Source organism: uncultured Kriegella sp. (genome assembly GCF_963975415.1).
Lineage (GTDB): Bacteria > Bacteroidota > Bacteroidia > Flavobacteriales > Flavobacteriaceae > Kriegella.
On the sequence record NZ_CAXBGN010000009.1, the window covers coordinates 65,571 to 88,933 of the forward strand.

Annotated in this window: 15 protein-coding genes; 4 read left to right on the forward strand and 11 right to left on the reverse strand. The window is 41.5% G+C overall.

What is annotated here, in order from left to right:
• Positions 1-36: 36 nt before the first annotated feature.
• The 7 genes from pdxH to rpsA form a co-directional block, all read right to left on the reverse strand.
• Entirely contained in the window at positions 37-684 is a 648-nt protein-coding gene (gene pdxH / locus AACZ88_RS17750) for a pyridoxamine 5'-phosphate oxidase (RefSeq protein ID WP_339713114.1), read from the reverse strand.
• Positions 685-851: 167 nt separating this feature from the next.
• Positions 852-1,760: a ribonuclease Z gene (locus AACZ88_RS17755; protein WP_339713117.1), complete on the reverse strand. Its 909-nt coding sequence runs from the start codon at positions 1,758-1,760 to the stop codon at positions 852-854.
• A gap of 12 nt (positions 1,761-1,772) precedes the next feature.
• Positions 1,773-2,246, reverse strand: a complete 474-nt coding sequence (locus tag AACZ88_RS17760; RefSeq protein WP_339713120.1) for a DUF3291 domain-containing protein — start codon at positions 2,244-2,246, stop codon at positions 1,773-1,775.
• A complete protein-coding gene (locus AACZ88_RS17765; RefSeq protein WP_339713123.1) occupies positions 2,243-2,575 on the reverse strand; it encodes a ribonuclease Z in 333 nt (110 codons plus the stop codon). Before AACZ88_RS17765 ends, AACZ88_RS17760 begins: the two co-directional genes overlap by 4 nt.
• Before the next feature lie 6 nt (positions 2,576-2,581).
• The gene (locus AACZ88_RS17770; protein ID WP_339713127.1) at positions 2,582-3,508 is read right to left on the reverse strand and encodes an aspartate carbamoyltransferase catalytic subunit; all 927 of its coding nucleotides are present in this window, start codon (positions 3,506-3,508) and stop codon (positions 2,582-2,584) included.
• 3 nt (positions 3,509-3,511) lie between these two features.
• The gene (gene pyrR / locus AACZ88_RS17775; protein ID WP_339713130.1) at positions 3,512-4,051 is read right to left on the reverse strand and encodes a bifunctional pyr operon transcriptional regulator/uracil phosphoribosyltransferase PyrR; all 540 of its coding nucleotides are present in this window, start codon (positions 4,049-4,051) and stop codon (positions 3,512-3,514) included.
• Positions 4,052-4,183: 132 nt separating this feature from the next.
• Positions 4,184-6,028, reverse strand: coding sequence for a 30S ribosomal protein S1 (gene rpsA / locus AACZ88_RS17780; RefSeq protein ID WP_339713133.1), 1,845 nt, complete (start codon positions 6,026-6,028; stop codon positions 4,184-4,186).
• A 263-nt stretch (positions 6,029-6,291) separates the two neighbouring features.
• Here rpsA and AACZ88_RS17785 point away from each other — a divergent pair, with 263 nt between their 5' ends.
• Positions 6,292-6,672: a LysM peptidoglycan-binding domain-containing protein gene (locus tag AACZ88_RS17785; protein WP_339713136.1), complete on the forward strand. Its 381-nt coding sequence runs from the start codon at positions 6,292-6,294 to the stop codon at positions 6,670-6,672.
• Between the two features lie 35 nt (positions 6,673-6,707).
• Here AACZ88_RS17785 and cmk read toward each other — a convergent pair whose 3' ends face one another.
• The 4 genes from cmk to AACZ88_RS17805 all read right to left on the reverse strand — a co-directional run bounded on the left by cmk (position 6,708) and on the right by AACZ88_RS17805 (position 20,918).
• Positions 6,708-7,418 carry a (d)CMP kinase gene (gene cmk, locus AACZ88_RS17790; RefSeq protein WP_339713139.1) on the reverse strand — a complete coding sequence of 237 codons (711 nt, stop codon included), beginning with the start codon at positions 7,416-7,418 and terminating at the stop codon, positions 6,708-6,710.
• Between the two features lie 66 nt (positions 7,419-7,484).
• Positions 7,485-9,935 (reverse strand): endopeptidase La, encoded by a 2,451-nt coding sequence (gene lon, locus AACZ88_RS17795; protein ID WP_339713418.1) that lies wholly within the window; start codon positions 9,933-9,935, stop codon positions 7,485-7,487.
• Between the two features lie 221 nt (positions 9,936-10,156).
• A complete protein-coding gene (locus AACZ88_RS17800) occupies positions 10,157-14,389 on the reverse strand; it encodes a PQQ-dependent sugar dehydrogenase (RefSeq protein WP_339713142.1) in 4,233 nt (1,410 codons plus the stop codon).
• 307 nt (positions 14,390-14,696) lie between these two features.
• On the reverse strand, positions 14,697-20,918 hold the full coding sequence (locus AACZ88_RS17805; RefSeq protein WP_339713144.1) for a galactose oxidase-like domain-containing protein: 6,222 nt from the start codon (positions 20,916-20,918) through the stop codon (positions 14,697-14,699).
• A gap of 222 nt (positions 20,919-21,140) precedes the next feature.
• Between AACZ88_RS17805 and AACZ88_RS17810 the strand changes: the two genes are divergently transcribed.
• Genes AACZ88_RS17810 through AACZ88_RS17820 form a run of 3 tightly spaced genes read left to right on the forward strand, consistent with a single transcriptional unit; the run spans position 21,141 to position 23,324 of the window.
• On the forward strand, positions 21,141-21,692 hold the full coding sequence (locus AACZ88_RS17810) for an RNA polymerase sigma factor (RefSeq protein WP_339713147.1): 552 nt from the start codon (positions 21,141-21,143) through the stop codon (positions 21,690-21,692).
• A complete protein-coding gene (locus tag AACZ88_RS17815) occupies positions 21,689-22,252 on the forward strand; it encodes a hypothetical protein (RefSeq protein ID WP_339713150.1) in 564 nt (187 codons plus the stop codon). Before AACZ88_RS17810 ends, AACZ88_RS17815 begins: the two co-directional genes overlap by 4 nt.
• A complete protein-coding gene (locus AACZ88_RS17820; protein ID WP_339713153.1) occupies positions 22,236-23,324 on the forward strand; it encodes a hypothetical protein in 1,089 nt (362 codons plus the stop codon). Before AACZ88_RS17815 ends, AACZ88_RS17820 begins: the two co-directional genes overlap by 17 nt.
• Positions 23,325-23,363 lie beyond the last annotated feature (39 nt).

Genomic DNA, 23,363 nt, shown 5'->3' on the forward strand with positions numbered 1-23,363 from the left:
ATCTGTAATAATGTACTCAATAATAATCTCTTGCTTTCATGGTGCCAGCCGCTCCATCTTCCAGTCGAAGTCATTTTGCAATGTAAAACGTATGCGGTCGTGCAGCCGATTTGGTCTGCCTTGCCAAAACTCGATAGATACAGGTTTTACAATATAACCACCCCAATAGTCGGGTCTTTCTATTTCCTTGCCTTCATACTTTTTTTCAAGCTCTTTCAAGTTCCATTCCAATGATTCCCGTGATTGGATCACGCTACTCTGCTCAGAAACGATCGCCCCTAATTTGCTTCCATCGGGCCGAGATTCAAAATAGCCATCGGACAAGTTTTCGGCTATCTTTTCGGCTTTTCCCTTAACGATAACCTGCCGTTCCATATTTGGCCAAAAAAAAGAAATACAAACGTTAGGGTTTTTGGCAATCGCCTTTCCCTTTTCGCTGTTGTAATTGGTATAAAAAATGAATCCCTCGTAGGTAAACTTTTTTAAAAGTACCACCCTGTTTTTCGGAAAGCCATCAAGCCCGATAGTCGAAACCGTCATGGCGTTTGGCTCTTCTACAGCCTCCGAAGCCTCTGTTTCGTAAAACCATTTTTGAAAGACTTCCATGGGGTTGTCGGAAATAGCTTCTTCCATCAAGGCACTCTTCTCGTACGATTTTCTATAATCACCTAGGTCTTTTTGCATGTCTTTAATTTACCGGTACTAGACATGTAAAGTTCTGTAAAAAGATCGTAGAATGAAAAAGAGTTGTCACATATTATTACAATAATTACCTAAGCCGGGTTAATTGTAAAAAAGGGAGTTTACCACCAGAAGGAAATAGTATGGAGCACCAAAAGGCCTAAAATGACTCATTTAAATTCGAATACTTTACCATCATCTGCCAACTCGACATTTTCAAAGACCTCAAGCGCCTCCTCTTTAAAGAGTTCTATGGATTTATACCGTGTGGAGTAATGGCCCAAAATCAAGGTACCTACATCTGCGGCCTTTGCGATTAAACCAGCTTGAGTGGCCGTCGTATGCTTTGTCTTTGCCACCAAATGTATTTCAGACTTTAGAAAGGTAGATTCATGGTATAGTACATCTACATTCTTTATTTGAGGAACGATGGCAGGTTTATAGCTTGTATCACTGCAAAAAGCATAACTTTTTGGCTTTGCGGGATTAAAAGTCAAGACTGCATTCGGTATTGTCGAACCATTATCGAGTTCGATATCCTTTCCGTTTTTGATATTCTGAAAATATGCTTTATCTATTTTATACTTGGCGACAGCCTCAATATTCAACTTACGTTCGGCCAACTTTTCCTTAAAAAGAAAACCGTTTGTATAGACCCGATGATTTAAAGGAATGGTCTCTACGGTTACTTTATCATCGTCATAAATAAGCTCAGGCTCTTTTGAAGTAAGTTCGTGAAAAACAAGCTGATAGTTGGTCCATGAATCACCAAGCTTCAGCAAAAGTGTCATCGCCTCCTTAATTCCTTTGGGCCCGTAGATGTGCATCTCTCTATCCCTTCCCAACAAGCGAAAGGTAGAAATCAATCCGGGTAAACCAAAAAAATGGTCTCCATGGAGGTGTGAGATAAAAATATGGTTGATTCGGGAAAACTTAATTTTATTTTTGCGAAGATGCACTTGTGTGCCTTCACCACAATCGATTAAAAAAAGATGATCTTTAATTTCAAGTACCTGAGAAGTCGGATTGGTCAATGTACGTGGGGTCGCCGCATAACACCCTAAGATATTGATTTTCATTATTTAATGTTCTTAGTTTTGCTCCTCAAAGCCTTTTGCGTCAGCAACCGAATATTTGCTTCTAAAGGTAAAGGCATATGGGCTTTCACCCATTTCGTTAAGGTATTTTAATCGTTTTTTAGCTTCGTCAGGAGAAGGTTCATGCCCCTCTTTGACATACCACAGTGCCATGTGCATATCCGACATTTTATAAAACCATTCTTTCTTCCGCCTTAAGACCTTAACATGCTCGGAGCTATATGTAAAACGGAACAGTGCATCCTTAGATTCCCAAACCGACATATTGACAATAAGGAAATCATCTTCAAAAATTCTTAGGGCAGTAGCATTATTGTCATCACCCTTTAATCGCCAAACAAATCCAGGACTTTGCTCCGCTAGTTTATTGATCCTATCTAGGTTATTCACAAAATCAAGCAGAACAGGACTATCGATCGGGGCTAACAATCGCGCTATATTCACTTGGGCCAAGTGGTAGTTTTTCATAGGTCGAGATCTCGTTCTATCTCTTCCATCTCTATAATATCCCTAGCTTCTTGAATTGTTGGCACTACACAGATTTCATCGGGCACCTCGTCGAACGAAACCCTATCCGTAACTAAAACAAATGATTTTTTTGCCTTTCTGTGGGTATTTGAAAAATCTAAAAATTCTAAGACATCCCCTGCCGTAAGTTTGGTAAACGAGAAAAGATTTACAATGATATTATCATTTTTAATATTTACATATGCGCCTTGTAAATTTTCTAAAAATTTTGGCAATGAAATGTTTTCCTGAAAAACCAAAGTGGTGGTTCCGTCTTTATCGAAAATCATATCTTCTTATTTTATCTTTGAAGCTAATAAATAAATCACAGCCATTCGAATGGCAACGCCGTTTTCTACCTGATTAAGTATTATCGACTGGTTAGAGTCGGCCACATCACTGGTTATTTCGACTCCTCTATTGATCGGCCCGGGGTGCATAATTACGATTTCCTTGTCCAAACTATCGAGCATTGCCCTATTTACGCCAAATTGCTGGGTATATTCACGCGTGGTAGGAAAATAGCTGATATCTAAACGTTCATTCTGTATACGCAACATATTGGCTACATCACACCAGTTCAATGCCCTTCTCAAATCTGTCTCGACCCCTACCCCCAAAGATTCGATATATTTGGGTAATAGTGTCTTAGGGCCACATACTTTGACATTGGCTCCTTGGAGTTTGAGCGCAAAAATATTGGATAAAGCAACCCTTGAATGTAATATATCTCCAACGATCACCACATTTTTACCACCAACATCACCCAACTTTTCGCGAATAGAGTACGAATCTAATAATGCCTGTGTAGGATGCTCATGGGCCCCATCACCAGCATTGACGATAGAGGCCTTTACATGTTTTGACAAAAATATACCCGCTCCTGGATTAGGATGACGCATGACCACCATATCAACCTTCATAGAAAGAATGTTGTTTACGGTATCGATAAGGGTCTCTCCCTTTTTCACGGAGGATTGACCTGCGGAAAAATTTATAACATCGGCAGATAATCTTTTTTCTGCCAACTCAAAAGATAATTTTGTTCTGGTGCTGTTCTCAAAAAAAATATTGGCAATGGTGATATCACGTAAAGAGGGAACCTTCTTTATAGACCGATTGATAACTTCTTTAAAATGGTCTGCAGTTTCAAAAATGAGTTGAATATCCTTTTTGTTCAGATATTTAATTCCCAACAAGTGTTTTACACTCAATTCACTCATTTCTTAAGTATTTATCAAATATATAACGTCTTCACCATCATTTTCCTTCCACATAACTTTAACCTTCTCATCATTTATAGCATCGACCTGTCTTCCCCTGTAATTAGGCTGTATCGGTAAATGCCGGCTAAAGCGACGGTCAATAAGTGTTAGCAATTCTATCTCTGCCGGTCTGCCAAAAGATTGTATGGCCGTCAATGCGGCGCGAATACTTCGGCCAGTATACAGTACATCATCTATAAAAACTACATTCTTATCCTCGACCAAGAAATCAATTTTAGTCTTGTTCGCTTCCAAGGTTTTATCGCCCCGCCGAAAATCATCACGATAAAAGGTTATATCTAAAAAACCAAGATCAATATGCTTAACACCATATTCTTCTTTCAAAATTTTCGTCAATCGTTCCGCTAAAAAAATACCCCTTGGCTGTATTCCGATCAGAACCGTATTACTGAAATCCAAATGATTTTCAAGGAGTTGACAGGCCAAACGGTGAAGTATGATGCTTATTTCTTTTGAAGACAGTAAGACTTTTTGACTCATGTAGTAGATCATCAACGCAATGGAGCTACAAAAATAGGGAATTCTCTCGAAATAATGTGCCGCTATGGTGAAACAAAAAGAGCCTTGGCGAAAAACGCCAAGGCTCTTAAACTTATTAAGCAAAAAGGAAATTTACTTCTTTTTCGCGGCTTCCATTTTATCTTTCAATGCTTGTAATTGCTCGTTAGCATCGCCAAGGGTTGTTTTAGCTTCTTCATTTGTAGAAGCGGCCCTCTTCTTGGCAGCTTTTACATTTCGTTGCTCTTCTTCCCTAAAGATAGCGGTATGACTTGCCACAACACGCTTAAAGTCTTTATTGAATTCAATGATTTTGAATTCGACCTCTTCGCCTTTGCCCAGTTTTTTACCGTCTTCTTTTTCCATATGACGTTGCGGTACAAATGCAGTAATATCGTCGTTAAACTCAATTACGGCCCCTTTGTCAACTATCTCGGTCAACGAAGCTTTATGTACGGTATCAACGGCAAACTCTTGCTCGTATTTATCCCATGGGTTTTCGGTGGTCTGCTTGTGGCCCAAACTTAATTTACGACCTTCAACATCCAACTCCAATACTTCGACTTCAATATTATCTCCTACATTAACAAATTCTGAAGGATGTTTTATTTTCTTGGTCCACGATAGATCAGAAATATAAATCAAACCATCGATACCCTCTTCCAATTCAACAAAAACGCCGAAATTAGTAAAGTTTCGAATAATTCCTTTATGTTTAGAACCAACAGGATATTTTGTGGTAATATCAGTCCATGGATCAGGAGTCAATTGCTTGATACCAAGAGACATTTTACGATCTTCCCTATCCAAAGTGAGTACAACCGCTTCAACTTCATCACCGACTTTCACAAAGTCTTGTGCCGAACGCAAATGTGTTGACCATGACATTTCTGATACGTGGATCAAGCCTTCAACGCCCTCGACCACCTCAATAAATGCACCATAATCAGCGATTACAACCACTTTTCCTTTCACTTTGTCGCCGATTTTGATATCGTCACTCAAAGCATCCCATGGATGTTTCTCCAATTGCTTAAGACCCAACTGAATTCTAGATTTGTTTTCGTCGAAGTCTAATATTACAACATTCAATTTCTGATCCAACTCAACAACCTCGTTCGGGTGGTTGATTCGGCTCCATGAAAGATCAGTAATATGAACAAGACCATCAACACCACCAAGATCGATAAAGACACCGTAAGAAGTAATGTTTTTGACAACACCTTCCAATACCTGTCCTTTTTCTAACTGGCTGATAATTTCTTTTTTCTGTTCTTCAATATCGGCTTCGATCAATGCTTTGTGCGATACTACTACGTTTTTGAATTCATGGTTGATTTTAACCACTTTGAACTCCATAGTTTTCCCAACATACTGATCATAGTCACGTATAGGCTTCACATCGATTTGAGAACCGGGCAAGAAAGCCTCAATTCCAAAAACATCGACAATCATACCACCTTTAGTTCTACACTTAACAAAGCCACTAACGATTTCCTCCTTGTCATGGGCACCATTGATTCTGTCCCAAGCCATAATAGTTCTGGCCTTTCTATGGGAAAGCACCAACTGACCACTTTTATCTTCGCGTATATCGATTAAAACTTCGACCTTGTCTCCAACTTTTAAATTGGGGTTATATCGAAATTCGTTAAGGGAAATCACCCCTTCCGATTTAGCATTGATATCTATAATAGCCTCTCTATCGGTAAGGTATACTACCGTTCCTTCGACAACCTCTTCATCTGCGGTATCCACAAAATTTTCGGTTACCAACTTTTCGAATTCTTCCAATTTGGAATCTTCAACACGCTCAATACCTTGCTCGTATTTCTCCCAATCAAAATTTTCTAAAAATTCTTGAGGATCTTGAGCGGGAGCGCTCTCTTTCGTTTCTTTAACTTCCTGTACTGCTTCGGTAGTTTCTTCTACCTGGGCGGCTTCTTTTTCTTCTGCCATTTTACTGGTCTAAAATTTGTATTCCATGATGCTACAAGAGCTAAACAATTATCATGAAAGGTGTTATATGATTTTTGACTTGCTTCCTTTTCCTCTTGATTCTTTGTTAAAAAGGAGTGCAAAAATACAATATATAAATGGTTTGGCAAATCTATTTTAACAAAGCTTTTTTTGTGCGCCACTATTTTACATATTTCGCCGCTAAAAACCTTAAGAATCATTATCTTGAACCCAATAATATTAACCATTAAACAAAAACAACTATGAGTGTTAAAGCAAAGTACCAACCCGTTTTAAATCTTGGGGAGGAATTAGGTATAAAAGATGGAAATGTAACCGAGGAAAACGGAGTTTTAAAGGTAAAGGGAGAGGCTCAAAACCAGTATGAGAAAAATCTAATTTGGGATAAAATAAAAGAAATTGGCGGAGAAAACCCTTCCGACATAAAGGCCAACATTACTGTTGCGGATACTTCCGTTTATGCAACGCATACTGTGAAAAGCGGAGAATCTTTAAGTAAGATAGCCAAACACTATTATGGCGACCCGATGAAATATAAACAAATATTTGAAGCCAACACCAATCTCTTAAAAAACCCTGATGTCATACACCCGGATCAGGTCTTGGTAATTCCTAATCTTTAAAAAAAGAGATTTTGCAAGAAAAGACCTGTTGTTTCTTAAGAAATCGACAGGTCTTTTTGTTTCTCGATTATGCGAAGTGCATGATTATACATGCGCTCAAATTGTTCTTCCAACCCCATATCACTGTTATCGAATAGTATGGCATCATCAGCCCTTTTCAACGGGGAAAATGTTCTATTCGAGTCTATTCGATCTCTATTTTCAACATTGGCCAACACCTCTTCATAGGTGACATTTTCCTTCTTGTCCAAAAGTTCCTTGTAACGCCTATAAGCTCTTTTTTCAGGTGATGCGGTCATAAAAATCTTTAATTCGGCATTCGGAAAGACCACCGTTCCAATATCCCTACCATCCATAACAATACCTTTCTCCGTGCCCATATCTTTTTGGATATCTACCAACATATGGCGTATTTCCTCAATTTCGGCTATGCGACTAACATGTTTGGAAACTTCCAACGTACGAATTTCACGCTCTACATTCTCTCCATTAAGGTATATTTCAGAATATCCCAATGCTTCATTATACACGAACTTCAACTTTACTTTAGGAAGCAGTTTTACTAGAGCGCCAATATTTTCATCTTGTCCGCCAACAAAACCATTTCGCATGGCAAAGAGCGTTACTGCCCGATACATCGCACCAGTATCAACATATACGTACCCGAGCGTCTTTGCCAATTGTTTAGCAATGGTGCTTTTTCCTGTAGATGAATAACCATCTATTGCAATTGTGATTTTTGCCATTAGTCAAAAATAAGCAGAAATAAATTGTTCCTGAATTATTTATTAAGGAATAGTTTTTGTCTTATGTCAGAGTTTTTTGGCATTTTTAACCTTACGGTTCGTCAAAGCTATATCAATTACTTCATGCATATCTTCAACATAGTGGAAGGTCAATCCTTTCAGATAATCTTGCTTAATTTCAAGAATATCCCGTTCATTGTCTTTACATAAAATAATTTCCTTTATTCGTGCTCGCTTTGCGGCCAATATTTTTTCCTTAATTCCGCCAACTGGAAGAACCTTTCCCCTTAGCGTAATTTCACCCGTCATAGCTATACTCTTTTTGACTTTTTTCTGAGTGAACAGAGATACCAAAGAAGTCAACATAGTAACTCCCGCACTCGGACCATCTTTTGGAGTCGCCCCTTCCGGCACATGAATATGAACATTATAATTCGCAAAAACGTCAGAATTGATTCCGAACCTATCGGCGTTCGATTTGATATACTCCATGGCTATTGTGGCAGATTCTTTCATCACCTTTCCCAGATTTCCGGTGATATTCATCGCTCCTTTACCTTTGGACAATATGGATTCAATAAAAAGTATATCACCACCAACACTGGTCCATGCCAACCCGGTCACTACCCCGGCCACTTCATTATTTTCGTACTTATCACGTTCCAATCTTGCGGGACCCAAAACTTTCTCTACATCTGCATTGGTCACTTTTACATCATACTCTTCTTCAATGGCTATCGATTTTGCCGCATAGCGAACCATTTTGGCGATTTGCTTTTCCAAACCTCGAACACCTGACTCACGCGTGTATCCTTCTACAATTTTTTCTAATTGCGGTTTGCCAATTCTCAAGTGTTTCGCATTCAGGCCATGCTCCTTTAACTGCTTGGGCAACAAGTGTCTTTTTGCAATTTCTACTTTTTCCTCAATCGTATACCCTGTAACGTTTATTATCTCCATTCTATCTCTCAGCGCTGGCTGAATCGTGGAGAGGTTGTTCGCAGTTGCTATAAACATAACTTTTGAAAGGTCATATCCCAATTCCAAAAAGTTGTCATGGAATTCGGCATTCTGTTCGGGGTCCAATACTTCCAACATGGCCGATGATGGGTCACCTTGGTGGCTACTTGCAAGTTTATCTATTTCATCTAAAATAAAAACGGGGTTGGACGTACCTGCTTTCTTAACACTTTGAATGATCCGTCCTGGCATTGCACCAATATAGGTCTTTCGATGACCACGAATTTCCGCTTCATCACGAAGCCCGCCCAATGACATACGCACGTACTCCCTACCGAGTGCCTCGGCCACTGATCTACCCAAAGAGGTTTTACCTACCCCTGGAGGGCCATATAGACAAAGAATAGGCGATTTCATATCATTCCGAAGTTTTAAGACCGCCAAATACTCAATAATTCTTTTCTTGACATCTTCCAAACCATAATGGTCTCTATCCAAGATCTTTTCCGCTTTTTTCAAATCGAACTTATCTTTCGAATATTCATTCCAAGGAAGATCCAAGAAAAGATCTAAATAATTTCGTTGAATTGAGTATTCGGCAACTTGGGGATTCATACGCTGCATCTTGGCTACTTCTTTCTCGAAATGCTCTTTTTCTTTCTTTCCCCATTTTTTTTCTTTGGCCTTGATCCGCATTTCATCAATCTCCTCATCATACGAAACACCCCCCAATTCTTCTTGAATGGTCTTCATTTGCTGGTGCAGAAAGTATTCGCGTTGCTGCTGATCCATATCACTACGAACCTTGGACTGAATATCATTTTTAAGTTCCAATTTTTGGAGCTCGGTATTCATATACTTCAGGGTGGTCAAGGCACGTTCTTTCAAACTTGATATCTCTAATAGCTCTTGCTTTTCCTTTACGTTTAAATTCAGGTTAGATGAGACAAAATTTATCAAAAACGAATTACTCTGAATATTCTTAATAGCAAAAGATGCTTCACTAGGTATATTCGGATTATCTTTAATTATCTGCAGTGCCAATTCTTTAATTGATTCAATTATAGCCTTGAACTCTTTACTATTACGATTGGGCCTCTGCTCTTGTGCTTCCCTTATCGTAGCCGTCATGTACGGCTTCTTTGTCAAAACCTCGGCTATTTCAAAACGCTTTTTTCCTTGAATAATCACTGTAGTATTCCCGTCGGGCATTTGCAGTACACGAAGAATACGAGCAACAGTACCCAAGGTATTTATATCTTTAATATCAGGGTTTTCGGTACCCTCATCTTTTTGGGAAACTACGCCGATTACCTTTGAACCGTTATTTGCGTCTTTAATCAAGCTAATAGATTTATCCCTGCCGGCAGTAATCGGAATTACCACACCGGGGAATAGAACGGTATTGCGCAAAGGCAGTATCGGCAATGTTTCCGGTAAGCTTTCACCGTTCATTTGCTCTTCGTCTTCGGCAGTAAGCAAAGGAATCAATTCAGAATCCTCGTCTATTCCTTGCAAAGACATATTGTCAAAATTTGAAAATTTGGAATCTCCCATATCAATATATTCGGTCATTCTGTCATTTTTTAAACAGAATATCGATTTATAAAATTAAACATCATTTGTCGAAAAGCCCTGTTATGGTTACAACCGGGCATATGCAACTTTTTTTCGTGGTACATAAAACAATTGTTATGCCACCTTTGTCGCAAAAAGAGAAAAACCCTTGCATTGGTTAATCACAAGGGCTTCTTTAGAGTATATCTTTAAATTGAAAATTATCTGGTTTTCACTATTTTCTGAATCGAGACTTCTCCTCTTTTATCGCGAATAGAAACGAAATAAATACCTTCACTATAAGCACTAAGGTCTACTTCAAGACGGTTTGACAGGTTATTTTCTATCTGTTCTGAGTACACCTGTTGTTGCTTCATGTCATAAATGACCAATTCAAAGGATGTGTTATTCGTCGCTCCTAGTTCAATAAAGACCGTGTTCGCCGTAGGGTTAGGATATGCCGTTATAAGGTCTCTGGAAACTTCAGAGAAGTCATCAGCAATAACTTTACCCGCTAAACTTACAGCCTTAACGCCGACGTCTGGAGTCACAAAAAGCTGTAAGGTCGTTTTGCAACCATTGGCCGGCTCTAATATATAGACACCGGCATCAGAAGATGAGATATTTCTAATTACGTGATTATCCCCTACTTTATTTCCATTAGGCAAAGTAATCGTCAAATCAATACCATTAGGCTGCATACTCAAAATCAAATCTTCCCCCTCCTCTACCTGTAGAAAGTTGTCGCCACTTGACCAAGCGTTTCCAACATTGTATTCGGGAACCGTTTCCCCTGTAGAACAATTTGGTAAATCTTTCACTTCTATAGTAAGTGCCCTACATTCTCCTTCGGAACTTAGAATATATGTACCACTATCGGCCACCGATACCCTCCCTAAATAGTAATTATCCCCTACCACTGTACCATCGGGAAGTGTTATCGCCAATGGCTTTCCATTTGGCAACATGCTCAGCAATAATCCTGTTCCGACATCTAGGGTAATTTCACTGCTTCCGTTATACCAAGTGTTATTGATACGATATTCCGGGATTATATTCGATGATGTACACTCACCATCTACCCCAGATAATACCGAAAGATTAAAAGTTTCTGAACATCCTTCAGCGGAAGTAAATACATAGCTTCCACTAGCGTCTTCGGTAATCGACCTGATCAAATAATTATCGCCTACAGTCGAACCATCAGGCAAAGTAATGGTCAATCCAATTCCATTTGGCAACATACTTAATATCATTGAATCTCCAGCTTCTACCTGTAGATCAGTTTCCCCACTTTGCCAAATACCGTTCAAGTTATACTCTGGAATCAATTCTCCATCACATTCTGTTGGAATAGTACCACTGCCAACGGTAAGATTCAATTGTGTCGTACACCCTTCTACAGTTGTAATTAAATAAGTTCCGCTGTCGGTTTCCGAAACTTGCCCCAAGTTAAAATTATCTCCCACAATGGAACCGTCTGGCAAAGTAATGCTTATGCTCTCACTGTTAGGAATAGCACTCATTATCATTTTGGACCCCGATTCTACTTGTAAGTCCGCTGTCCCACTTTGCCAAATACCATTTAGGTTATACTCGGGAGCTAAAGCCACATCGCATTCTAAAGATGTACCCACTACCAAATTCAACGTGGCAGTACAACCCTGTTCTGAAGTAAACACATAGGCACCGCTATCGGCCTCAGTAACCGAGCCAAGTTGATAATTATCGTCAACGGTAGAACCATCAGGAAGCGTTATGGTCAATCCAATACCATTAGGCAGCATACTAAGAACAATTCTATCGCCTAGATCGACCTGTAAACTACCGTTGCCACTCTGCCATATTCCATTTAACTGATACTCTGCAATTATACTATCATCATCACATAAAATATCACTTTTGGTTACATTTATGCGAAACGTAGTCACACAACCCGAGATCGTACTAAATTCATATATTCCTTCATCCTCAATAGCAACTGCCCCAAGGTTATGCCCGCCATTTACTTCTCCATTTCCATTTGGCAATACAACTATATAGCTTTCTGCACTTGTTGACAATCTAAGTTCTACTGTTGTACCTTCGTCAACCGTGATTTCAGCGTCACCACTAACCCAATCACCATTGTCAAGCTTAAACTCAACATTCGATCGTTCATCGGAACAGTCAAATGCCTGCCCCCAAACTGCCATATTTTGAACGGTTGCCTCACCAGCCGTATTAAAATTACCGCCAGCGAAGATATGTTCTTCATCCCCTGAGAATGCTATGGTACTGAGCAAATTATTCACACCTACTTCTTTTGATGGCCCCATGGCTTCCCACCCTTTGGATGCGCTCCAACAAGAAACATTTTTAACAATATAATTGGTATTGGAATCATTAGCCGCTGTCTCAAAGTTTCCACCAACATAAAGATGTGAATCTTTATAGACCATCGCATTTACATTCCCACTAACACCATTTCCAAGAGACTCCCAAGTTTTAGAGGTTCTTGCCCATCTTGCTACTCGATTTACGGTTTTTCCTCCTGCAATAGAAAAATTACCTCCGGCATAAATAAAATCCGGGGTGGTCACAATGGCCTGAACAAATCCGTTTGTGCCATCTCCCAATGTATCCCAACTAGTACCGTTCCAAGTTGCAATTCTTAACGCACTTTTTCCTCCTGCCACATCAAAATTGCCTCCAACATAGAGTAAATTGTTCTCATCGATAGCCAAAGCACGTATTTCGTTGTTGGTTCCGTTATCCCCCGTACTCGAATCTGTAAGAGAAGACCATGATCCATTAAACCAAAATGCAATGTTCTTAACAGGTTTTCCACCAGCAGATTCGAACCCACCGGCAACATAAACCTTGTTCTGATTATCCACTGCTATTTCCGCAACAGTTCCATTCGTCCCTGAACCCATCGCAGCCCAAGAAGAACCATTCCAAACCGCAACATTGTTTGCCGAAACACCGCCAATTGATGTAAACTCGCCTCCAGCGTATAAATTTCCATTGGGCGCTATGGCCAAAGCTGCCACCTTTCCGTTAGCACCAACAGATAAAGTTTTCCATCCTTCGTTAACATTATAGTGTGCAATATTATTGGCCGTCAAAGAACCTATTTGAGAAAAGCTACCGGCTACATATACATTATCTCCATCTACGACGATTGATTCAACAATGCCATTGGTGCCATTCTCAAATGCCCTCCAATCACCTACACCATCTATGGCAACCGTGGTGGGATCTGGAGATGGGTCAACATTTCCTCCAACAATCTTAAAAATCTTGGCAACGGACCCATAGCCGCTGAAATATATTTCCCCTGATTCATCCAATCCGAAACTGGAAATATATTGTCCGTTAGTTCTGAACAACAATTCTGATGTCGCCGAGTTATCGCCTGAATTATAATTCAGAGACCATACTCTTCCAGAAAGGTAATCACCAAAAACATATTTTCCTTGAAGCGCTGTATTATTGCTTGCCCCTCTGTAAACATATCCACCAGTAATAGATACATCTCCATTATCATGATTGTACTGAAAAACTGGTTTAACATCAGGACTAGTAGCTAAACTTGTGGAACTACTCTCTGTTGAACTACCTTCATATCTGTTCCAACCGTAATTACCTCCCTTTGTAATCAAGTTAATTTCTTCGTAGGCATCTTGACCAACATCGGCACCCCAAAGTCGGTTAGTTTCCGAATCAAAAGAAAATTTCCAAGTATTTCGGAGGCCCCAAGCATATATTTCATCCATCCCACTTTTTCCAACTCTTGGGTTATCGCTGGGAATTTCATAATTTCCATTGGCGGCCTTGGGGTTATTGCCATTTAGATCTACATCTATTCTCAGCATACTTCCGTAAGCAACATTTAAATTCTGGGCATTCTTGTTCGGATCTGAATAACCGCCGCCATCACCTACTGCTATATACAAATATCCATCAGGGCCGAAGGCTATTTTCCCTCCATTGTGGTTATTACTATTGTAAGTCTTTTGAAATTCAAACAACTCTACCCTACTTGAGGTGTCCGCTTGATTAGGATTGCTACTACTCACTTGATATCTAGCTACAACTATCGCTTGGGTATAATCCACAGTATTTCCATACTTCGTATGATAAACATAAAAATAGCCGTTTTGATTATAGTTTGGATGAAAAGCTAACCCCAATAATCCTATTTCCTGACCTGAAGAAAAAGTAATTTTGTTTTTTATGTCAATAAATGTATGCTGTACCGAAGTATTTTCCTCATTTTCAAAAACTTTTATTTTTCCTGATTGTTCTACAACAAATAATCGGTTACTGCCATCTCCGGCATTTTGAATTTCTAGTGGGAATTCGAAGGTTAAATTGGGAAATGCCTGTTCATAAGTTACAGGATCTTGAGCCTTTAAAAAAGGAACTAGTACAAAATATAGTAGTCCTAGAATAGTGGTTTTTTTCATCTGCATTCGGAGGTTATGCTTTACTTAAAAAAATTGTAAAATCGTTTAAATGTATTATTAGTACGATGAATAACACAAAAAAGACCCCTATAACCTAAATAAATCAGAAAAAATCGATGAAACCAGCAAAACGTTAACATTTGTTAACAATTAGGTAAGAATTGAACTACCTCAATAAAACATATGGGTTATTCTCTTATAATTAAAGTGAAGAGGGGGCCATTAACAATAATCCGTTTCAAGGTTATGGTTCTTCCTTGAAACGGATTTTTATATCGTATTGCGAATAAGCATCAAAGATGCCTTCTTACCGTGTCAGTATCACTGATTGAATAATGTTACCTCTTGGACCTTCAATTACTACGCGATAGAGTCCTTCTGACATATGATCTCCGAAAATCAATATTTCATTGGCACTATGGTTTTCATCAAATTCATGTTCCATTACATTCTGCTGAGAATTGTTAAACACATTAACACGTAGCGAATAGCCCATATAATTAATCAAATTCAATTGCAATATTCCCGTAGTCGGATTGGGAAAGACCAAAATATCATTACTATTTTTCTTGTAATCACTAGTAACGCTTTCTTTACTGCTTTCGAACGCACTAGCAGCTTGTACACCCACGGTCAGGTCAAGCGTCGTCTGGCAGCCCCCGGCAGTGGTAAAGAGGTAGCTGCCGCTATCGGCGACATCGACCCTGCCAAGGGAATAGTTGTCCCCGACCGTGCTCCCGTCGGGGAGCGTGATCGTAAGGCCGACGCCGTTGGGCACCATGCTCAGCACCACCCGGGTGCCCTCGGCAACGGTAAGCTCCGTTGCCCCGCTGTCCCAGACCCCGTCAAGGTTGTACTCGGGAAGCACACTGCCGGGAGGGCAGTCGACCGGGTTCACCTCCACGGACAGCGTCGCTATACAGCCCGCAGCGCTCGTAAAGGTGTACGTGCCCGCATCGGTAAGGGACACAGGCCCCAGGTCGTGCGAGCCCGTGGCCGTGCCGCCGCCCGGGAGCGAGATCGTTACGTCGGACGCCCCGGAGACCGTGCCAAGGACAAGGGAATCCCCCTCGTCGACCACAAGGGTGCCCGCACCGCTGCCCGTAGTACCCTCGACCGTGTACTCGGGGACAACCGAGCCCGGAGCGCAGCCGGAAGGGCTGACCTCCAAATCGAGCGTGGCCGAACAGCCCGCCGCAGTGGTAAAGGTATATGTGCCAGCATCAGAAGGGGAAACAGAACCCAGGTCGTGCGAGCCCGTGGCCGTACCGCCGCCGGGAAGACCGATCGTCACGTCGGACGCCCCGGAGACCGTGCCAAGGACAAGGGAGTCCCCCTCGTCGACCACAAGGGTGCCCGTACCGCTGCCCGTAGTACCGTCGACCGTATACTCGGGGACCACGGCGCCCGGAACGCAGCCGTCGCCCACGGTCAGGTCAAGCGTCGTCTGGCAGCCCCCGGCAGTGGTAAAGAGGTAGCTGCCGCTATCGGCGACATCGACCCTGCCAAGGGAATAGTTGTCCCCGACCGTGCTCCCGTCGGGGAGCGTGATCGTAAGGCCGACGCCGTTGGGCACCATGCTCAGCACCACCCGGGTGCCCTCGGCAACGGTAAGCTCCGTTGCCCCGCTGTCCCAGACCCCGTCAAGGTTGTACTCGGGAAGCACACTGCCGGGAGGGCAGTCGACCGGGTTCACCTCCACGGACAGCGTCGCTATACAGCCCGCAGCGCTCGTAAAGGTGTACGTGCCCGCATCGGTAAGGGACACAGGCCCCAGGTCGTGCGAGCCCGTGGCCGTGCCGCCGCCCGGGAGCGAGATCGTTACGTCGGACGCCCCGGAGACCGTGCCAAGGACAAGGGAATCCCCCTCGTCGACCACAAGGGTGCCCGCACCGCTGCCCGTAGTACCCTCGACCGTGTACTCGGGGACAACCGAGCCCGGAGCGCAGCCGGAAGGGCTGACCTCCAAATCGAGCGTGGCCGAACAGCCCGCCGCAGTGGTAAAGGTATATGTGCCAGCATCAGAAGGGGAAACAGAACCCAGGTCGTGCGAGCCCGTGGCCGTACCGCCGCCGGGAAGACCGATCGTCACGTCGGACGCCCCGGAGACCGTGCCAAGGACAAGGGAGTCCCCCTCGTCGACCACAAGGGTGCCCGTACCGCTGCCCGTAGTACCGTCGACCGTATACTCGGGGACCACGGCGCCCGGAACGCAATCTCCTACCGTAAGATTAAGGGTTATTTGACAACCCTCGGCCGAAGTCAACAGATATGCTCCGCTATGTGAAACACCTGCGCTCGGAATATAGTAATTATCACCAACCGTACTCCCGTTGGGAAGCGTGATCGTGAGATCAATATCATTAGGTATCATACTTAAAGTAATCCGGGCACCTTCTTCCACTTGCAGTTCAGTTTCCCCTGAGGCCCATTGGCCATCTATATTATACTCAGGAAGAATATCACCAGGAGGACAATTCAGAATCTGTTGTACCTGAAAATCTAGCTTTTCAACACACCCATCGGCCGTGGTAAAGGTATACATACCACTTTGGGCGGGAGTGACATTTCCTAAATTATGGTTATCACCCACAGTACTCCCATCGGGTAATGTAATTGTCAGACCGACCCCATCGGGCAACATACTTAAAATTACTTCTTGTCCTTGGTTAACATTAAGGGTACCTCCACTACCCGTCAATCCATCGACAATATATTCTGGAATAACACTTCCAGAAGGACAATTTTCAGAGGCGTTCACTTGTAGAAAAAAGGTTGCCATACACTCATCGGCCGAAATAAAATTATAACTGCCCGACTGCGAAGGAGAAGCACTTCCTAAATCATAACCTCCATTGACAATAGTTCCATTCGGTAGCCTAATGGTAAGACCAGTCGTATCCTCTGCCGAACCAAGCATAACGTTTTGTCCCTCATCAACAGTCAGTGTATTTCCACTACCCGAAACTCCTTCTACCACATATTGGGGCACAAAACTACCAGGAGGACACCCTCCAACTGTGAGGTTTAGCGTAGTTTTACAGCCATTTGCAGAGGTCAATAAATATTTACCACTATCTGATTCACTGACTTTTCCAAGCAAATGATTGTCCCCTACCGTGTTCCCATCAGGTAGCGTTATGGTTAAACCTATTCCGTTCGGAATCATACTTAAAGTAACATCTGTTCCCACATCAACGTGTAGGTCTTCTTCTCCCGAAAGCCATGTTCCCCCTATTCTATATTCCGGAATAATACTTCCGGGTGGGCAACTGGCTGCATCGTTTACTTGCAAATTTATAGTCTCCACACAATTCTGTCCGGAGGTAAATGTATATATACCACTTTGGGCGGGAGTAACATTTCCTAAATTATGATTGTCACCTACCGTGCTTCCATCAGGCAACGTTATCGTTAAATCAACACCTTCGGGCAACATACTCAAAATAACTTCCTCCCCTTCATCAACTACCACATCTCCACTACCACTACCAACAACCCCATTTATCGTGTATTCGGGTATCAAGCCTCCGTTATCACAAATCGGGTTATTAAAAGATATGGTAATAAAAACCGAACACCCTTGCTCAGATTCAAGGCGATATGTACCTGAATCGGATTGTGATATACTATTGATAGTGTAATCACCGGCTACATTATATTGGACAGTGCCATTGGGTCTTGTCACATTAAATTTCAAACCATTGGGCTGAATACTTAAGCGAACATTATCCCCTTCTACCGGATAAATAGTTACGTCTTGCCCCGGGTTTCCTGTTTCATATGCCGGAGCCGAATCAGTCAACCTCCATTCAGGAGATACAACTGTATCACCTGGATCACAGCCTCCTGAAACTTCTAAATTAAATACCGTAGCACATCCGTTTGCCGTCGTAAGCACAAATTGGCCCCTATTGGATCCATCAACTATACCATTGTTTCTGTCGAGATTTCCGTTTCTATCAACATAGGTGTCGATCTTATAAGCTGTTGTATCCTCAAAATTTGGAAAATCACTTACTGAACTAAAAGTCGAACCATTAACCTGTGGTGTAGTCACAAAATATTCTCCGCTTGTTTGGGCCCGTATGAACACTTCACGGCCTGCAGTTACGTTGATGTAATTTCCGGTCTGCCACTCACCATCATCGACCTTATATTCGGCTATAATCGTATTTGGGGGGCAGTTTACTATTTGAGGGTTTCCAGTCTGTTTACCCAAATTGTAATAGTTGACAATTTCCTCGGAACCCAAAGCCTTATTAAAGACTTTCAACTCATCTAAACGACCATCCAACTCATCTGAAATACCACTGGCGTTACCGTAGGGCTTGACCGGACCTGGCCGTATGTCATAAAACCCCGAACTGGTAAAAGTTTCATATTCGGTTCCATTGTTCAAGAGTGTTATACTCCCTGCCATATCTTTGGTACAGATTTCAACACCGTTGACATAAAGTCTTGCGACCTCACCATCGTAAGTGGCCGCAATATGATTCCATGTGTTCATCGGGTCATAGCCTGCATAACACTCAAGCAGGCCATTTTCAGTTCTGAACGACCATTTGTATAACGAGTTATGATAACCAAAGAAAATACTGGGGTAATCATGCCCGAAAATATTTACGTTGGAAACGGCTCCCGTTTGTGGTATAACACTCCCGGAGTCTCTATTTACCCAAGCCATCACTGTTATATTATCGACAATCGAAGTCAATGATGCCGAACGGGGAATTTCTACAATGGTATTACTTTGAAATTCGAGCCCATCCATTTCCAAGGCACCCCCAAAAACACCGTTAGTATTCCAGTAGTTCCCGTTTGGAGTCACCTCGTTGCCATTATCATCATGTTCTTTTATGATAGCATTATTATTATACTGAGAGTTGTCGGTGATGTTTACCCCAGTGCCCTCATCAAAATTTAGATCGAGTACCAAATTAGGATTGTAGTCTTGGGTAGTAGCATTTCCGATCTTAACTGTGGCTGCAATTGAAGGGACACCATTTGAGTCCATTGCAAAAAGCATATAATACCCAGGCGGCAACAAATTTCGGTTAGGAATAGTCAAAGCATGTGAAGTTCCTGGAGTAGTAGTCAAAGGAATTCTACGCTGCTCATTGTTCGTACTATGGGTTGCAGCCGAAAACCTGATTAGACTGAAGTCACTAACGTTAGTGTCTGTCGTAATATTTAAGGTTTCTCCATAATCTACGATAGTTTCCCCATAACTACCTGTTCCAGGAGAAGCAGAATTCGTAATACCAACGATCTGGGGCCTAGTAGCCAAGTTACCCCCTGCATCAAACAAATAAGGAGGACTATAAATTTCTGCATCAAAATGATTTACACAATCGGGATTAGGACCGGAACATAGCCCCCCGCCACCAACAAAAACGCGGCCGTCGAGCATAAGTATACCTACGCTATGGTAAGTTCTTGCTATAGTCATTCCGGCGACATTGCGCCAAGTATTTGTGGTCGGGTTATACATTTCCGCTGTAAGCCGCGCCCCAACATCGGTAAACACCTGGGCGATATCTAAACCACCAGTAACCAAAACTTCTCCATTTGGCAGTACCGTACTATTATGCATAGTACGTGAATAGGAGAGGTTATTGTTGGTTGCAGTTACTATAGGGGAAGCTCCATTTATATCAATAACATAAGAATTGTCTTTTGCGGGTGTATCGCTATCGTAAGACCTTGATCCACCAACTTTTAAGATTTTTCCAACATCGAACATAACGGTAGTACCTTTCATGGAATACGTGTCATTACCTCGTTGACCCGCATTCGTAAATGACCCACCATTCTCAACATCGATCCAATGCATACGCTCACCTGGCCCCGCATGAAATACTTTTCCATTGGGTGCAGGCCATAACCATGCATGATTATCTACTCTATAAATACCCCTTCCCTCTTGTGATAGGTCATTACTGTTCCAAAGCAATTCGTTTTGCAACCCGGGCAAGAGTGTCCAACCTGTTAAAGGAGACCAAAGTTCGGCATCTTTATTGCCTTCCCCGCCACTCCATGATCCTCCAAGGGTAAAAACCGAACCATCTGAAAGTGTCACATTACCTTGATATCCACGAGGGATATTCATTTCGTCGGCCACGCTCCATACACCGGTCAGTGGGTCATAGATACTGGTACGTTCACTTGTGGTTCCCCCAGCGGATAAAATACGACCATCAGGAAGGTTGTTAATACCCGGACAAAACATATCGTGATCGGTATTGGACGTAAACTCACCCAAGGCTTGACCGTGGGCACCTAGAAAAGGGTCAAATATTTCTGTGAAAGTAGCTCCATCACCTTCGGCAATAAAGGTACCTCTGAACTGGGAAGACCACGTCAAAAGTTTTCCGTCGGGAAGGTTGGCTACAGCCACTGGAACTATTCCAAAAGAAACAGGTGGACTCCATTGGCCATCGTCCGAAGGGTTTTGGGCCGTCAATGCTAAGAAATAAAAATTGCAAAGGAGAAGTACTAAAGTTCGATAAGTGTAAAGATTTCCCATTCAGAAAAGATTAATGCAGTTAAAATTTGGTTTAAGTATTGTATTTACAAGGGGAATCACTCGAATTTCAAAGTTAATGGGAAAGATTGTTTTTTCGACCAACCTACCGATTTAATCGATTTATTGGTTTAAATTATCGATAAAGTGCAATACAAATTTCTTTTTACATTAAACTGTAACAATTAGAGAATCAGATCATCTATAAAACAAACCATTCGTCTTTTGAGCCTAAAAAATGAAAATATAGATGCATTAATACAACTGTGTCTTAAAAACGACCAAAGTGCGCAAATGGAGATTTACAATCGCTATTTCAGAGCTATGTACAACACGGCCTTTCGAATTATAAAAAAGAACGATGAAGCCGAAGATGTCATGCAAGAATCATTCTTGAGTGCATTCACCAAACTACATACTTTTAAAGGAGAGGTCGCCTTTGGAGCGTGGTTAAAAAGAATTGTCATCAACAACAGCATAAAAAGTTATAGGGAGCAGCAAAAAATGAATCAAGTTGCCCTAGAATCAATTATTCACAAGGTCAAAGACAATGATGTGGTTATCTCCCAATCATTTACCGAACTGAAGGCTCAAAAGGTAATGGAAACGATGGGAAAGTTAAAAGAAAACTACAGAATTTCTTTGACCTTATATTTAATCGAGGGTTATGACTATGAAGAAATCAGTTCAATTATGAATATTAGCTACGCCAATTGCAGAACTACTATTTCGAGGGCCAAGGAAAGTCTACGGAAAAAACTACTAATCGCTCAATGATGAAAAAAGAAAACCTTGAAAACCTATTTGCCGAACTGCGGGAATCCCTGGATCATAACGAACCGGCATCAGGCCATAAAGAACGCTTTTTCGAAAAACTGAACTCTGAGAGAAAATCTATTTCAACCATGGGAAAGGGAAGAACACCATGGTTAAAAGCACTTTCAATTGCAGCCTCTTTGACATTAATTATTTCCATAGGTACTTATATTACAAATGCCGAACCTACTATTGAAGAACAAGTTGCCCGTATATCGCCCGAAGCATCCAATAGCCAATTTTATTTTGCAAACCTAATCGAGGAACAGGTGAAAAAATTGAAAAAGGAAGGTTCTCCCGAAACAAAAAAAATAATAGATGACACCTTGTTACAGCTAAAAAAATTAGAGAAAGACTATAACCAATTAGAACAAAACCTAATTCAAGGTGGTAACAGCAAATTGATTCTCAGTGCAATGATTACCAATTTTCAAACTCGCATGGATCTATTGAACGACGTTCTGAACCAAATCGAAACAATTAAAATCATAAAAAACAACAATAATGAAAATACTATTTAAATCTATAACTGTTCTTCTGCTGGTAATCCCGATAGGCCTTTCGGCAGCCGACGGCAGACTAAAAGGGAAGTACACCAAAGAAAAAATCATAAAAAAAGAGTTCAATGTGAACGCCGATGCTTTACTTAAAGTGAATAATAGCTACGGAAACCTTCATATCTCCTCGTGGAACGAAAACAAGGTTCTCATAGAAGTTCACATCAAGACCAATGGCAACAACGAGGAAAAAGTACAAAAGAAGTTAGATGAGATTACTATCGATTTTGAAGCGAATACGAACGAAGTATCGGCCAAAACCCTTTTTCACAATAACAAGAGTGATTGGAGCTGGAACTGGGGCAAAAGCAATAATGTCAATATGCAAGTAAATTACACCATCAAATTACCGATTAAAAACAGTGTGGACCTCAACAACGATTATGGCGGCATTAATCTAGATCGTATTGATGGGCATGCCAAAATCAGTTGTGACTATGGCAGACTTGAGATCGGGGAACTACATGGAAGAAACAATAACCTGAACTTCGATTACACGACAGAATCGCATATCGGCTATATCAAAAGTGGTGAAATCAGGGCTGACTATTCAGGTTTTACGATTGATAAAGCAGGAAATCTTAGAATCAATGCCGACTATACCAGTACTACCGTCACCGAAATGGAAAATCTTCAATACATCTGTGATTATGGAAATATTGAAATCAAAAAGGCGAACAACATACAAGGTACGGGCGATTACATTAGCGTAAAACTTGGAAAAGTTTATGGTAATATCGAAATCAAAGCAGATTACGGAAATTTGAAAATTGAAGAAATGACCGAAAGTGCCGGAAATTTAGCCATATCATCAGATTATACCGGTGTTAAAATTGGGTATCATCCGAAGTATTTTTTTGATTTTGAAATCAGGACTTCCTATGCCGGAGTTAGCGGCACAGAAAATTTTGAAATCCATACCAGTACCGAGAAGTCGAATGAAAAGTATTATAAGGGCTTTTACGGAAAAGCTAATAGTGGCAACGTTCTAACCATCGATAGTGATTACGGTGGAATATCATTACATAAAAACTAAATACCAATCAAGACCCGAGATAAGATCGGGGCTACAAAA